A 15,220-nucleotide genomic window follows, 5' to 3' on the forward strand; every position below is an offset into this window, starting at 1 on the left:
TTATTTCCCTTAAGGAAAAATATATTTTCCCTTAAGGAAAAAAATAAATATCCTTAAGGGAAAATTTTCAATCTCTTCTTCCCCCATTTTCCGGGAGTTTCTTCTAGATAATCTCTTTCTAGAATATTATTTACACAGGCTACTTCTGCTTCAGATAGTTCAACTGAACATTAGGAGCACAGGCATTGCTTGTCTTCTCGGTATATTCTGCCACCTTCAATGTGGCTGTACCCTTGATGTTCTCCACATCGCTACCCACCTTGAAGAGATAGTTACCTGCATCTACCTTCCACTGGCTGTTAGCCTCATCGAAGCTGGCGAGATCGCGCTTTTCGAGGGTCATCTTCAAAGTCTGGCTCTCACCTGGATTCAGCAACTTGGTCTTGCCGAAGGTCTTGAGCTCCTTGGCTGGCTTCTCGTAAGCGCCCTTTGGAGCGGTAACATAAACCTCAGCAACTTCCTTGCCGGCAACCTTACCGGTATTCTTGATAGTTACGCTAACTTCGATATTGTTGCCTTTAGCCTTGACTGATGGCTTGCCAAACTCGAAGGTAGTATAGCTCAAACCATAACCGAAAGGATAAGCCACATTCTTCTTGAAGGTGTCGAAGTAGCGGTAACCTACATAGATATCCTCCTCGTGGTTGCTATAGTCGTAACCCTTGATGTTACCCTTGCTCCAATCCTGCAGATTCTTGTAGGTGTACATATCGTAATCCTTGGCGAAGTTGGCAGTAGATGGATGATCGGTAGCAGCAATAGGCCAGGTCATGGTCAACTTACCCGATGGATTCACCTTACCGGTCAGGATATCAGCTACAGAGTTACCGCCCTCGATACCTGGCTGCCAAGCTACAAGAATAGCATCTACACGGTCTCTCCAGCTGGCTGTCTCCATCACAGAACCAGAGTTGATGATCACAATCACCTTCTTGCCCTTGGCATGGAAAGCATCAGATACACGGAAAATCATATCCTGCTCTATCTGACTGAGGTTGAACTCACCATTGATCTGGCGATCCATACCCTCACCTGCCTGACGGCCGATGGTGATGATGGCAGCGTCTGCCTTTGGCTCCTCGCCAGCTACACAGCGTTCAGTAATCTCGATTTCATCGAGCTTTGGCTGACCCTGATCCAGGAACCACATCATCGGATTCTTGTCTGCCTTCAACTTAGCCTTGGCATACTTCACATAATTCTGATAGATTTCCGTAAGCTGAGGAGTAGTTGCCACGCCAATGTTCTTCAAACCGGTAACCATATCAACAGAATAGCCTACATTAACGGCTCCACTACCAAGACCACCCGACATAAAGTCGTAAGAGTTGACACCGAAGAGTGCCACGGTCTTCAAGCCCTGGATAGGAAGAGCTGCATCATTCTTCAGGAGCACCATACCCTCAGTAGAACTCTGACGGGTGATAGCTGCATGAGCCTTCAAGTCTGGCTCTCCACTATATTTATATCCCTTGAATCGAGGAGTCTTCACAATATATTCGAGCATACGACGAACATTGCGGTCCACATCCTTGATATCCAGCTTGCCATTCTTTACGGCATCAACAATATCCTGTACCTGTGCAGGATAACCCGGCATCATCAAGTCGTTGCCAGCCTCAACTTCCTGTTCCAGAGGAAGGTCGGCACGCTTACCAATCCAGTCGGTCTCTACAATTCCCTTGTATCCCCAGTCGTTGCGGAGAATATCTGTAAGAAGGCCCTTGTTGCCCTGGGCATACACACCATTAATCTTATTATAGGCAGACATGATGGTCCAAGGATTGCTCTTGCGAACCATCATCTCGAAACCCTTCAGATACAATTCACGGAGAGCACGCTGGCTCAATCGCTCATCCACCTTGGTACGGTCAGTTTCCTGAGAGTTTACGGCAAAGTGCTTGGCACTCACACCAACGCCCTGGCTCTGCACACCCTGTACAAAGGCGGTTCCGATAAGACCTGTTACGATTGGATCTTCTGAATAATACTCAAAGTTACGGCCGCAGAGCGGATTGCGATGCAGGTTCATACCCGGTCCGAGCACAACATCACAGCCATACTCCAGGGTTTCGTTACCGATAGCCTCACCCACCTTACGCACCAGGTCGGTGTTCCAGGTAGAAGCCAAACAGGTTCCGATAGGGAAACCGGTAGCAAAATAGCTACGGCTGTCACCTTGGCGATGAGCATCGATATGAACACCGGCAGGACCATCACACTGTACGGTAGTAGGAATACCGAGACGAGGGATGGCTACAGTAGTACCCGCAGCACCCGGCACGAACTTCTTCTGATGTCCGAGCATAGCGCCACTGCCCACGAATCCATCGTTACCACCGCCCACCAGCATCTGGGCTTTTTCTTCCAAGGTCATCGCCTTGATTACTTCATCGATGTTGTTGGCATTCAATTTTGGTGCAGATTGCGCCATCATTGCAGTTGCCATTGCTCCTGCCGCAACGGTAAGAGCCAATTTCTTGTAGTTCATCATTTTGTCGTTTATTTAGTTAGTTATTACTTTTCTGTTCTTTTAGTCGTTTCATCAGGCTTGTGCAGCCCTAAAGGTTACTGCATTTCTTCAAAAACTTGCTGCAAATTTAATAAAATAAGGTGGAAACACCAAGCATTTCCACCTTTTTTTCTTGAATTCAACAAGATTATTCCCGGATTTAACAAAAGATATAGTAAGAACATAACATACTATACATACCCCTAACCTAAGGCTAGTCCTGATATTTAATCTGGAAGTAATCGAGCAGACGCTTTTATATATATTGCGATAACTTACTTCGCTGTATCCTTTGAGCTTCGCTTATCACGGCGATAACTGCGATAATCATCCAGCGGAATCTCAATATCAGGTTCCACCAGCTCACCCTCACGTGGCAAGGCGAACTTCTGATACTTGATGTTCAAGCCACGCTCTATCCACATACTCTCATAATAGGTCTGGATAGAGAGAATCTTACGGGTTTCCTCATCGATACCCTCCTGATGATAGAGGTCCTCGGTGCGGAAGAGCACAGGCAGATGGTTGCCATCCACCATATAAGTAGTATAGGTGAAGAGGAAGTTGGAGTCCGTCTTCAGATGAATGATACCGCCATCCACGAGGAAGTGGCGATAACGGTTCATGAAGTATGTAGATGTAAGACGCTTGCGAGGGTTCTTCATCTGCGGGTCAGAGAAGGTGAGCCAGATTTCCTGCACCTCATCCTCGGCAAAGAAGCGGTCGATAATCTCGATGTTGGTACGGAGAAAAGCCACGTTTTTCTGTCCTTCCTCTATCGCCTTCTTGGCACCGGTCCACATACGTGCACCCTTGATATCCACACCGATGAAGTTCATCTCTGGATAGAGCTTGGCAAGTTCCACGGTATATTCACCCTTGCCGCATCCCAACTCCAGAACGATAGGATTATCATTGTGGAAATACATCTCACGCCACTTGCCCTTCATATCGAAAGGCACGTCATCTACAACACTATATGGATACTGGAACACGTTCTCGAAACGCTCCATATCCGCAAACTTAGCTAATTTTCCTTTGCTCATTGATTCTTTTTTCTTCGTTTGGGTACAAAGGTAATCATTTACCGATAATTATACAAATCGTATAATAGAAATTGTATAATATTAACGTAAAAAGAATCGCCAGAAAGCTATTCCGCCTGAATACCGAAGTACTCGTTGAGTTCGGCGATGGCAGCGCCATCAGCATTAGGAAGATCCTTCACCAGCTTGCCTTTCTCCAGCAGGAGGATGCGAGAGGAGATGTCGGCAACGAAGTTGAGGTTATGGCTGGAGATGATGACCGTGGTGCCCTGCTCCTTGCAGATGCGCAGAATCATGTGAGCGATAGTCATCTGGGAAGATGGGTCGAGATAGTTGAATGGCTCATCCAGGAGAAGAACCTTCGGATTGATGATCATCGCTCCAATGATGCCTATCTTCTGTCGGTTGCCCTGAGAGAAATCACGGAGATACTTCTTGGTTCCCATGATTTCATCGTGCATAAAGCCCTCAAACTGAGCCAATCGCTCCTGCAAGGTCTTATCGTCGATGTTATAAACATCAGCAATGAAATCGAAGTATTCCTCAGGAGTGAGGAAGTCGATGAGGAATCTGCCGTCGATGTAACTGCCGGTATATTCCTTCCAGGTTTCACTCTCGTTCACCTTCTGCCCATTGCTTTCCACGAAACCATCATCTGCCTGAATCAGGTCGAGAATCAAGCGGAGCAAGGTAGTCTTGCCCGCACCATTATTACCTACGAGTCCTATCAGCTCGCCCTTTGCAACACCCAAATTATCAATATCGAGTACGGTATTGCCATTATATATCTTCTTGAGATTCTGAATCTTGATATCCATTATTCTAATGTTTAATGTGTAGTGTTTAATGTTTACTTAGCTTTCCATGAACTTCTCCATGCGCTTATACTTGTTCTTCTCGAAGATGGCAGCAATCTTGGCGATGAACCATTTATGGATGGCGATGCTGAAGACTGCCAGCGCTACACAGGTAATAACCATGCCGTCTCGCCAAAGAAATGATAGATGGCAGCGACGCCAGCCAACGGGAAGAGGAAGGCGATGGCATAAAGATTGATCTTCAGATTCGCTCCCTGCATGCTGAACATGGAAGTCTGGAATATCTCCAGACGGGAAGAGAAGAGTGCCGTAGGCAGATTAAAGAGATTGATGAACACCGCCAGACAGAAACCGCTGATGAGCACCTGGATTCCGATTCCTGCCTGCAGGAAAAGGAACGGAAGGGTGAGCAGCAAAGCAACTGCACTCACCACCATATAATAATAGAAGCAATTCTGCAGCATCTGTTTAACCTTGACAGGTTTGGTCATCAAACCATGGAAGAAGTTTGCCTCAATACCAAAGGTCCATTGCGACAACACCACCGATGGCAGCAGGATGGCACCCACTACATAGAGAGTAGTCATAGCCACCTTATCCCCTATCTCCTGTCCCGGCTCTAAAGGCATCAGGGCGAAGAGATAGGCATCGAAAAGGAAGATGGCGGTAATCATAATCACCATCGTACGGACACGCTTTGCTCTCAACGTACCGATATATTGCAGACTGAAGAGGTTGACATGGCTGAATCCACGGAACTTGGAAACCTTCTGCTTCTGCTCATTATAAATCTTTTCGTGATAGAGATAAGCGGTAAGTCCAGTGAATACCGCTCCTGCAAGGAAGAAGAGACCTATCCATCCCATATATACCGGGAAGAAAGAAGCCACAAACATATATCCTATCAGCACGGCAAACATTCCCATCCATCCCAATATCAAAGGCCATTTCAGAATCCACTCCGTAGCCTTGCGATAACAGGTGATATAGATGCCGTTGATGAAAGAGAACTCCAGGAACAGGAAGAAACTGGCTACAGCCTCACTTGCCGGCAGGAGATAGATGAACACCGGAAGCGTAAGCACCGGAAGCACATAGTTCCAAAAGCTCACGAGATTGGTAGTGAGCAGGAACCTGTTCCAGATTTTCTCTGGCACAGGGCGCGACTTCACATAATCATCCATTGCCGTAATATCCCGCTTCATCACCATCTTCATGATGATGTCAGGAATCAGCATGCCGATTACGATGCCTGCACCCAATAATGCCGGCATTTCTTCTCCCTCCAGTTCTCCTCCACTCTCGGTGAAGCCTTGGTAGAAGCCCACACCCACCATCACATACAAGAAGATGATGTAGCACGCCACGAAGGCATCTCTCTTGTGGAAATTACGGCGCTGTTGCAGCCACCATAACCTTAACAGTAATTTCAACATAATTCTTTAGTTTCATTGGTTTACGGGTACAAAGATAAACAAAAAACCCAGAAAACAATAACAAAAAGAAAGAAATAACATAAAAATAACATGAAATAAAAAGAAAAGCAGCAAGAAAACCACGATAAAAACGAAAAGCAGCATCTTCCTCTCGAAGATGCTGCCCGTTTCTAACTAACATTAAACTTATGTATCAACTATTCATCAAAACTATTAAAACCTAAAAAGCTAAACTATTTCACCGGCAAAATGTTACCCTCCTCATCATAGAAGAGAGGAGCCACCTTTACACTGCGAAGCCAGGTAGTATCATTAGATGGCACGCAGTCGTGATGGAACAGATACCACTGTCCCTTGTACTCACAGATGCTATGATGGGTTGTCCAACCTACCACCGGCTCCAGGATGACGCCCTTGTAAGTGAACGGACCATAAGGATTATCACCTACTGCATAACAGAGATAATGAGTATCACCGGTAGAGTAGCTGAAGTAATACTTGCCCTTGTACTTATGCATCCAGCTAGCCTCGAAGAAGCGATGTGGATCATCGGCAGGCAATACCTTACCCTCCTCGTCAACAATGACAACAGGCTTTGGCATCTCAGCAAACTGCTGTACATCATCTGTCATCAGGGCTACACGGGATGGCAACGGATTCTCCTTTCCCTCTGGGAGATGCTCATCCTTCAAAGCCTTGTTGTCCTTGTACCACTGAAGCTGACCGCCCCAGATACCACCGAAGTAGCAGTAAATTTTTCCATCATCATCCTTGAACACGCAAGGGTCAATGCTGTATGACTTGCGAATAGGATCGGCATTCGGAACGAAAGGACCTTCCGGCTTATCAGCCACAGCCACGCCGAGATGGAACACCCCATTATAATCCTTGGCAGAGAAGATGAGATAGTATTTGCCATCCTTCTCCACTACATCATTGTCCCACATCTGCTTCTCAGCCCATGGCACATCCTTCACATCGAGAATCACACCATGATCGGTTACCTCACCTTCCATCACATCGTCCATGGAGAGAACATGATAGTCTTTCATCTGGAAGTGACCGCCATCATCATCGAAGCATTCGCCACTGTCCCAGTCATGAGATGGGTAAACATACAGGCGACCGTTAAACACATTGGCAGATGGATCTGCCATATATCCTTAGGGAACAAATATCTTGCTTTCATTGCTGTTATTATTTAAAGAGTTTTACGATTTCCTTAACCACTGGCTTCACCTCGTTGTTGCGGTCGATGAGCAGCGGATAGTTGGTTCTGCCTGGAATAGGCCAGCCGTTTAACCAAGAGTGACCATCGTTGACGCCCCAGAAAGTAACACGACTGATTACATCCTTGTGGCGCTCGATAATCTTGAAGAGATCGAGATAACGCTGGTTGAAGAGTTTCTGCGCCTTCTTGTCAAGCCCGTTCACGTATGGATTGTACTTCTTCTGAAGTTCAAACTTCTGGCTGATTTCCGCTCCACCGAATCCTTGCGGATTAGGAAGCATGTTCATATCCAACTCTGTCATCATCACCTTCACGCCCTCAGCAGCAAAAGCCTCGATGCTCTTCTCATACTCAGCATAGTCAGGATAATCAAAACCATTGTGGCTCTGCATACCTACTGCATCTATGCGGAGGCCCTTTGCCTTCAGGTCGCGAACGAGTTTGCAGATAGCCTCACGCTTAGCAGGCTTCGAAGTAGAATAATCATTATAGTAAAGCTCTACGTTAGGGTCAGCCTCATGCGCAAAGCGGAAAGCCAGTTCGATGAACTCCGGACCGATAATCTTATAATACAGAGACTTGCGGTAAGAGCCATCATCCTCAAAAGCCTCGTTCACTACGTCCCATCCCTTTACTCTACCTTTATAATGAGTAACCACATTCATGATGTGATTATACATTCTGCCGATGAGCACTTCACGGCTTACCAGATTACCCTTATCATCGGTAAACATCCACTTAGGTGGCTGAGAGTGCCATACCAGACAATGACCTATCAAGGTCTTGCCGTTCTTCTCAGCCCAGTCAGCCAATTTATCGCCATCGGTGAAATCAAAGCGATTCACCTCCGGATGATTTTCCTCGCCCTTCATACAGTTCTCGGCAACCACCTGGTTAAACTGCTTCTTCACTACTTCCTCACCTGCCGGGTCTTGCCCGTCTGTCAGAGAAGTATTAACGGCTGCACCAATCAGGAAATATTTGCCCATGGTTTCCTGGAATGTTGGGATTGTCGTATTATTATTGCCTTTCTGGGCAAAAGCTGCAGAAGCAAGCATCAAGCCCAAGGCAAAAGTTGAAATTTTCTTCATTGTACATTTATTATTTATTCAAGTTTCGCAAGTTCAGAAGTTAAAGAAGTTAAGGAGTTATCGCTCCCTACGGTCGCTGAGGAGTTAAGACAATAGTCTTTTTGGCGCAGTTTTTAAGCAGCGAGACATACGTCTTAACTCCTTAACTTCCTTAACTCCTTTAACTTCCTAATATGCTAAAATTCAGTATCTTATTTTTCTTCCTGATGACGAGCTTCAATCTTCTTATTGATGTCGTCGATGACCTCATCGGTCAACTCATACTTAGAGATGATATACATGGCCAAACACAGCAGGAGGGCAGGAATCACACATACCAGCCAGCGGATGCCCTCCTGTGCCAGAGGAGTCTGCTGCTCCAGATCGTTCATGAAGTAAGCACCTGCTGCATTACCAACAGACATCATGGCGAAGGCGGTGATAAAGAAGAGTGCCACGATACGGAGAGGACGGTTGTGGAAGAATTCTGTCCACAGGTCGCTCACCTTCACGTTCTTGGTTTCCTTCTCGTCCATTACCACACGCTCCTTGGTCTGGGTAAAGCAGAATACCAGAAGGGCGAAACCTACCAGAGCAAAAATCAGCATGGCAACAAACCAGGCATTACTGTCGGTAGGAAGCGAGTTGCTCTCTTGAGCTGCCGCAGCCTGATAACCGGTCCATGCAAGAACGGCACCAGGGACAACTCCACCCAAAGCCATACCTGCCTTATAGAAGATACCGGTCAAGGCATTGACGATACCGGCAATGCGCTTGCCACTGGTATATTCTGCAAAAGAGATAACCTCAGGAATCAATGCCCACATATATCCAGTAGCCACGATAACACCTGTTGACTTGATGAACTGTGCAATATAAACCAACGTGATATGATCCTTTACAGGTCCCATCTTGCTGATGAAATAAAGCATCGCCATACCCACGATAGCCACAGTAAGGAAGATATAGAACATATTCTTCTTGCCTACCTTTTTCTTGATGGCAGGCACCAGCGGCATGAAGATGAAGGATGGCAGAGAGCCCAAACCCATAAAGAGTGCCATTTCGATAGGGAGATCCTTGGCTGCTGCGAGCATGGCCACCAGGATTGGAACACCTGCCGATACACAGAGTCCACCCACATTTGCCATGAACATACGTACAGAGGTAAGAATGGTTATCTCGTCTGTATCGCGAGTCAGCGAAGAGTTCAAGGCTCCGTAAGGCACATTAATCAATGTATAGAGCATTGACAAACCCACGTATGTAACATAGGCATAGATGAGCTTGACGGTTTCTGTCTGTCCCTCCATACCATTCCAGAAGCAGAGGATGGCAAGCACGGTGAGCGGCAAACCCGCCAATACGAGATATGAACGATACTTACCCCAACGTGGATTATGCTTATCTACATAAGTTCCCACCAGTGGGTCCCAAAGCACATCGACCAGGCGAACCACCAGGAACATGGTGGCTGCCACACCCGGATTGAGCCCGTAGATGTCGGTGTAGAAGAACAACAGATACATACAGATGGTCTGGTAGATGAGGTTTTGTGCCAAGTCTCCAGATCCGAATCCGATGCGTTGTAGCCAATTCAGTTTGTAGAATCCCTTAGATTCCTGTGTTACAGTTGTCTGTTCCATATTTTATCCAGTCATTAAGTTTACACCTTATTATATATAGGTGCATTTATAACATTTACTTCAATTTCTCTGCGGCAAACTTGCCCATTGCCTCATATCCCTTCGGATTGAGATGCAGCCAGTCATCAGAATACTCAGCCTTAAGACGCTGAGGATCTTTTGGGTCGCGGGTCAATTCATCGAAATCGATGACCCCGTCGAACGCACCGCTCTTTCTAATCCATTCGTTCACGGTCTGGCGCATAGCCTCATGCCAGAAAGAATACCATCCGTTGCCCTTGGTTGGGGTGATGGTTCCGCCATATACCTTGATGCCTTTTGCCTTGGCTTTTGCTATCAGCACCTTGTAGCAGGCTATCAGGGTATCTGTTACATGTTCATAATTTCCTCCGCAGCAACCGATATCGTTGGTTCCTTCGAAGATGATGAGTTTATCCACACCAGTCTGTCCCAGAATGTCACGGTCGAAACGCTTCATGGCAGGTTCGCTCAATCCGCCTTCCACTACGCAGTTGCCACCGATACCAAGATTCAATACACCGTATGGCTTCTCTGCATTCAGGGCATCCGAGAGGAAATCGGTCCATCGGTTCTGATGGTTAGTGGTACTTCCACGGCCATCAGTGATAGAGTTTCCGAGGATAGCCACCACAGGAGTAGCCTTATCGGTCTTCACATCAATGGCTGAAAGATTATACCAGTGATCCACCTCCTCGCCATCATCAAAACTCTTATCCATCGGTTTAGGAGTACGATGCAAACCGTTTACTATATAAGATGTGGTACGTGAACCACGATGGGATGTTGCATTCACTGGAGTCTGCTTGCCATAGTCGATGGTAATCGTGAGGCGCTGTCCACTCTTCAAGGCATACTTCAAATCATCTGAGAAGATAGCCTTGCCAGGAGCAATGGTTACATTCTTCTTGCCATTAAACTTGAGATACTTCACGGTCTTACCATTCACAAACCAGTTGCTGTCCTTATCGGTATCTGCAATATACACCGATTTGATTTCTACCGGTTCCTTACTCTGCTCGTTGCTGAGCTTCACTCTGAGTTCCTCTCCACCAAAGGATACATGAACCACCTGTCGGCAAGAACGGTTGCTCAAGCTTTCCTTAGGCATATCCCCTTTACCAGTCCATTCCACGGCTGTCGCCCAAGAACCCTTCCACACTTTCTGTGCGAAAGCCAGGCTATTACTTCCTGCCAGCAAGAGAGCCAACGATAAAATCTTTATTGTTTGTTTAGTCATTGTTATTACATTTTTGTTAGTTACAATTCGCTATTCACGTTGCAAATGTACAAAAAACTATTGAAAGCTCTTTTATATATAGTTACCAGAACATTTCTATTTGTTTCAGGGACAAAAGAAAAAACATAAAAGATAAAGAAACAAAAGGAAACGAAACATATTATCGCATTTTTATTTGTTGCTTTCGCAGTTTTTTACTACTTTTGCAGCAACAATAACTAATAGGACTAGCAAACGACTAAGAAATATGAAGTATATAAAAAAATGCCTTGCAGCACTTATTGCATGCCTTGCCTCGCTCATGCTATGGGCTGATGGTGGCGAATTATTCACATCAGGCAAACTGTCCAGTTCGCTCATCAACTGTGTCGTACAAGATAAGTACGGATACATTTGGGTAGGTACGGAATATGGACTGAATAAGTTTGATGGTTATAGATTCACCAATTATCTGCACGACGAGAAGGATACGACATCCATCACGGACAACATCATTTCAGATCTCCTTGTTGACAAGAAAGGAGACCTGTGGATAGGTAGTGCCAAAGGACTGATGCGCTATAATTATGAAACAAACGACTTCTCCCGTCTCAATTTTCCTGATGGCAGAAAGCCACGTATCTACTCTATCGTAGAAAGTCATCGTGGAGATATTCTGCTGGGAACAGCCGGCTACGGACTTTATTCCGTAAAGAAAGCAGTTTCTACCCGACCATCTGACAAACAGTTCCTGATTAAGCAGGAAAGACAATACGCAGAGCGCGACTCTGACGTATTCTTTACCCATATCTATGAAGACCAGCACCACTACCTATGGCAGAGTAGTCACCTCTCCACCTTTACCCGATTCATCGAAAACAAGGGAAAGGTGAGCCGCAAAGACTTCAAATCGCCATACGGAGCACCAGTGGCTTTCATTCAGCATCGCCCACAAACCCTGCTCATTGTATGTATGTATGGCATCATCTATTATGACTATAAGACGGGCAGAATAGCAGATGCAGGCTACAACTTTGGCACCTACGCCAATAACGTAACCATCAATAATGCAACCTTCGACCATGAGGGAAACCTCTATATCAGTACCTCTGAGCATGGAGCATTGCAGATCAGGAAAGGCAGCAACCGGGTGGAGCAACTGGAAAGTAGCAACAGTAACTTCGATCTATCCACCGCCTTCGTCAATGACGTCATCGAAGACAAGGACAACAACCTCTGGATAGGATGCTATAAAAAGGGACTCTATCTCATCAACCAGCGCCAACAGGCATTCAACTCATGGAGTTTCTCGGCACAAAACTATATAATAGGTAGTAGTGTATCCTCTATTGCACCAGGCGATAGAGGAGAAACATGGTGTACCGTACAAAACAGTGGCGTATTCTGCTTTGATGCATCAGGCAAGATCATTGCTCATCCTCAATCACCTGCCGGAACCTGTATCATCTACAAAGACAAACGTGGCAGCTATTGGATCAGCAATGGCAGTGCTCTCTATAGCTATAATCCATATACAGGAACTTATCAGCAGAAGATCAGCTTTACAAGCGCCGGCATCTACTGTATGACCGACGACAACCGGGGAAACCTCTACATTTCGGTCTATAGTAAGGGACTATATATATATAATGTGGAAACCGGTAACGTAAAGATTCTCAATATGAGTACCCGAGGCAAAAAAGGTTATCTCTGCAACGACTGGGTTCGCAGTATGACTCTAGACCACACCGGACATCTATGGATTGGTACTGCCAACGGTGTATCCTGCCTCAATACCAGAACTCTCAGTTTCAAGGATTTCGGATGGCATAACATCCTGAAAGACAAACAGATCAACGGCATTTGCGAAGGAAAGAACGGAGAAATTATGATGGGTACAGAGAAAGGACTCTATCTCTTCGACAGAAAAAAGAACAAAGTGGCTGAATTTCCTCATGCAGACCCACTAATAGGCAAACAGACTTGCGGTATAGTAAGAGACCGCAAGGGTGACTATTGGGTTAGTACTACCATGGGAATCTGGCAGTATGATCAAAACGCTAAACGATTCATCGGTCATATCAAAGGCAACGGACTCACCACACGTGAGTATGTTTTAGGTTCCATGATGCATACATCCGATGATATGATAGCCTTCGGTACAAGCGATGGCATCACCACTTTCTATCCTAATGTGGTAAGAGCCAACAAGATGGAGATGGGTAACGTTTATCTTACCAACTTCATCATAGCCGGAAAGGCATCCAACTGTCTCAGCGACAACTTCAAGATACCATACTCAGAAAACTCATTCACATTGGAGTTCTCACTGCTCAACTATAAGAACACTGACAATATCAGTTTCCAATATCGCATCAATGGCGGCAACTGGAGCAGCACCAATGAGGGAGCCAATGCTGTATCCTTCAACAAGTTGAAGCCTGGCAATTACAAGCTGGAAGTAAGAGCCACCAGCAATGGTCAATATTCGAAGAAGCCAACTGTCATCAACATCAAGGTGTGTGACCCTTGGTATGCATCACCAGAGGCCTACCTTCTCTATTTCCTGGCTATCGCGAGCGCTGTTCTTTACGTATTCTATACTTACGAACGCCGTCGCAAAGCAGACTTAGAGGAAACCAAGATGCAGTTCCTCATCAATGCCACCCACGACATCCGTTCACCGCTGACACTGATTATGGGACCTCTCAACAAGTTGAAGAATAGAATAGAAGACCCAGAAAGCAAACAGGATATCGACACGATAGACCGCAATGCCAAGCGACTTCTGCTTCTGGTTAACCAGATTCTTGACGAGCGCAAGATAGACAAGAACCAGATGCACCTGCATTGCCAGGAAACCAACCTCAAGGAGTTCCTGCGTGGCATCATATCGCTCTACAACTTCAATGCCCAGGAGCGCAACATCACCCTGAGCCTGAAGGAAGACGAGAGTCTGAAGGAGGAAGGTAACCTGCAAGTATGGATAGACCGCATCAACTTTGACAAGGTTATTTCCAACCTTCTCTCCAACGCCATGAAATATACTTCAGACGGTGGCGACATTACGCTTATCATAGGAAAGAACAAAGAGAATGCCATCATCAAGGTAGAAGATACAGGTATCGGACTGAAGGAAGAAAAGACCGACCGTCTCTTTGAGCGCTTCTATCAAGGCAATAACAACAGCGACATTCATATCGAGGGAACCGGAATTGGTCTGAACCTCTGCAGAGCCCTCGTCAAGATGCATGGAGGAACTATCAGAGCCTATAATCGCACTGACGGAATCAAGGGTTCTTGCTTCGAGGTAAACATTCCATTGGGAAAGGAACACCTCAAACTAGAGGAGATTCTACAGGAGGACGGTACAAAAACTGCCGAATCCACCGGTAAAAGAACGCAAGCCAACCGCAATTTCAATATCCTGATAGTAGATGACGATGCAGAGATTGCACATTATATCAAGGCCGAACTGAGCGGCTGGTACCGATTTGAACATGCCAGCAACGGCAAGGAAGGTCTCAAGATGTTGCTCACCGGCAAATATGATCTCGTGATAAGCGATGTGATGATGCCGGAAATGGATGGTGTTACCATGCTCAAGAAGATTAAAGGTAACTCTAACGTAAGCGATATTCCGGTCATCCTGCTCACCTCCAAGAGCGAGGTAGAGAATCGACTGGAGGGATTGCGCAAAGGTGCCGATGCCTTCCTGGCTAAACCTTTCAATATGGAAGAGCTTCATATTCTCATAGACAATCTGGTTGACAATGTCCGACGCATCCGTGGCAAATACAGCGGTGCGCAGGGACAGAAGGCTAAGATTGAGCAGATACAGGTAAAGGGAAATAATGATGCTCTCATGGAGAGAGTGATGAAATATATGAACGAGCACCTCGCCGACCCTGACCTCAACGTTGAGAAACTGACAGAAGATGTAGGCATCAGTCGTGCCCAACTGCACCGTAAGCTGAAAGAAATAGCAGGTGTCTCTGCCGGTGAATTCATCCGTAACTTACGATTAGAGCAGGCTGCACGTCTTATCGAAGAAGGACAGATTAATATCACACAAGTAGCTTATTCTGTGGGATTTAACAACCAGACCCACTTCTCTACAGTGTTCAAGAAACACTATGGCATGTCACCAAGTGAATATGCTGAAACAAAGAGAAATGAGAAATAAACAACAAATAAAAGAAAATAAGGTTTTTTTTCGTATCT

At 45.9% G+C, this 15,220-nt stretch carries 9 protein-coding genes and 1 pseudogene; 1 reads left to right on the forward strand and 9 read right to left on the reverse strand.

Features of this window, described 5'->3' with window-relative positions:
• Nucleotides 1–139: 139 nt before the first annotated feature.
• From DW830_RS07345 to DW830_RS07385, 9 genes and pseudogenes are all read right to left on the reverse strand, one after another.
• Nucleotides 140–2,491: a beta-glucosidase gene (locus tag DW830_RS07345; RefSeq protein WP_119249443.1), complete on the reverse strand. Its 2,352-nt coding sequence runs from the start codon at nucleotides 2,489–2,491 to the stop codon at nucleotides 140–142.
• Between the two features lie 296 nt (nucleotides 2,492–2,787).
• Nucleotides 2,788–3,558 carry a tRNA (guanosine(46)-N7)-methyltransferase TrmB gene (trmB, locus tag DW830_RS07350; protein ID WP_022121261.1) on the reverse strand — a complete coding sequence of 257 codons (771 nt, stop codon included), beginning with the start codon at nucleotides 3,556–3,558 and terminating at the stop codon, nucleotides 2,788–2,790.
• A gap of 107 nt (nucleotides 3,559–3,665) precedes the next feature.
• Nucleotides 3,666–4,376, reverse strand: a complete 711-nt coding sequence (locus DW830_RS07355; RefSeq protein WP_119249425.1) for an ABC transporter ATP-binding protein — start codon at nucleotides 4,374–4,376, stop codon at nucleotides 3,666–3,668.
• A gap of 36 nt (nucleotides 4,377–4,412) precedes the next feature.
• Nucleotides 4,413–4,538, reverse strand: a complete 126-nt coding sequence (locus tag DW830_RS16905) for a hypothetical protein (protein WP_255415618.1) — start codon at nucleotides 4,536–4,538, stop codon at nucleotides 4,413–4,415.
• Nucleotides 4,520–5,812, reverse strand: coding sequence for a DUF5687 family protein (locus DW830_RS07360; RefSeq protein WP_147487233.1), 1,293 nt, complete (start codon nucleotides 5,810–5,812; stop codon nucleotides 4,520–4,522). Before DW830_RS07360 ends, DW830_RS16905 begins: the two co-directional genes overlap by 19 nt.
• Nucleotides 5,813–6,045: 233 nt before the next feature.
• A pseudogene (locus DW830_RS07370) lies at nucleotides 6,046–7,001 on the reverse strand (glycoside hydrolase family 43 protein).
• An 8-nt stretch (nucleotides 7,002–7,009) separates the two neighbouring features.
• Nucleotides 7,010–8,134: an endo-1,4-beta-xylanase gene (locus tag DW830_RS07375; protein ID WP_119249429.1), complete on the reverse strand. Its 1,125-nt coding sequence runs from the start codon at nucleotides 8,132–8,134 to the stop codon at nucleotides 7,010–7,012.
• A 191-nt stretch (nucleotides 8,135–8,325) separates the two neighbouring features.
• Complete coding sequence (locus DW830_RS07380; protein WP_119249430.1) at nucleotides 8,326–9,759, reverse strand: MFS transporter; 1,434 nt, start codon at nucleotides 9,757–9,759, stop codon at nucleotides 8,326–8,328.
• A gap of 55 nt (nucleotides 9,760–9,814) precedes the next feature.
• Entirely contained in the window at nucleotides 9,815–11,017 is a 1,203-nt protein-coding gene (locus DW830_RS07385; protein ID WP_199656082.1) for an SGNH/GDSL hydrolase family protein, read from the reverse strand.
• Nucleotides 11,018–11,264: 247 nt separating this feature from the next.
• Here DW830_RS07385 and DW830_RS07390 point away from each other — a divergent pair, with 247 nt between their 5' ends.
• Entirely contained in the window at nucleotides 11,265–15,182 is a 3,918-nt protein-coding gene (locus DW830_RS07390; RefSeq protein ID WP_119249431.1) for a two-component regulator propeller domain-containing protein, read from the forward strand.
• Nucleotides 15,183–15,220 lie beyond the last annotated feature (38 nt).

The organism is Prevotella sp. AM34-19LB (assembly GCF_003468525.1).
Classification (GTDB): Bacteria; Bacteroidota; Bacteroidia; order Bacteroidales; family Bacteroidaceae; genus Prevotella.

Coding starts and splice junctions, on each gene's coding strand:
- DW830_RS07345 (WP_119249443.1), bottom strand. CDS start 2,491: ATGAACTACAAGAAATTGGCTCTTACCGTTGCGGCAGGAGCAATGGCA.
- trmB (WP_022121261.1), bottom strand. CDS start 3,558: ATGAGCAAAGGAAAATTAGCTAAGTTTGCGGATATGGAGCGTTTCGAG.
- DW830_RS07355 (WP_119249425.1), bottom strand. CDS start 4,376: ATGGATATCAAGATTCAGAATCTCAAGAAGATATATAATGGCAATACC.
- DW830_RS16905 (WP_255415618.1), bottom strand. CDS start 4,538: ATGGTTATTACCTGTGTAGCGCTGGCAGTCTTCAGCATCGCCATCCAT.
- DW830_RS07360 (WP_147487233.1), bottom strand. CDS start 5,812: ATGTTGAAATTACTGTTAAGGTTATGGTGGCTGCAACAGCGCCGTAAT.
- DW830_RS07375 (WP_119249429.1), bottom strand. CDS start 8,134: ATGAAGAAAATTTCAACTTTTGCCTTGGGCTTGATGCTTGCTTCTGCA.
- DW830_RS07380 (WP_119249430.1), bottom strand. CDS start 9,759: ATGGAACAGACAACTGTAACACAGGAATCTAAGGGATTCTACAAACTG.
- DW830_RS07385 (WP_199656082.1), bottom strand. CDS start 11,017: ATGACTAAACAAACAATAAAGATTTTATCGTTGGCTCTCTTGCTGGCA.
- DW830_RS07390 (WP_119249431.1), top strand. CDS start 11,265: ATGAAGTATATAAAAAAATGCCTTGCAGCACTTATTGCATGCCTTGCC.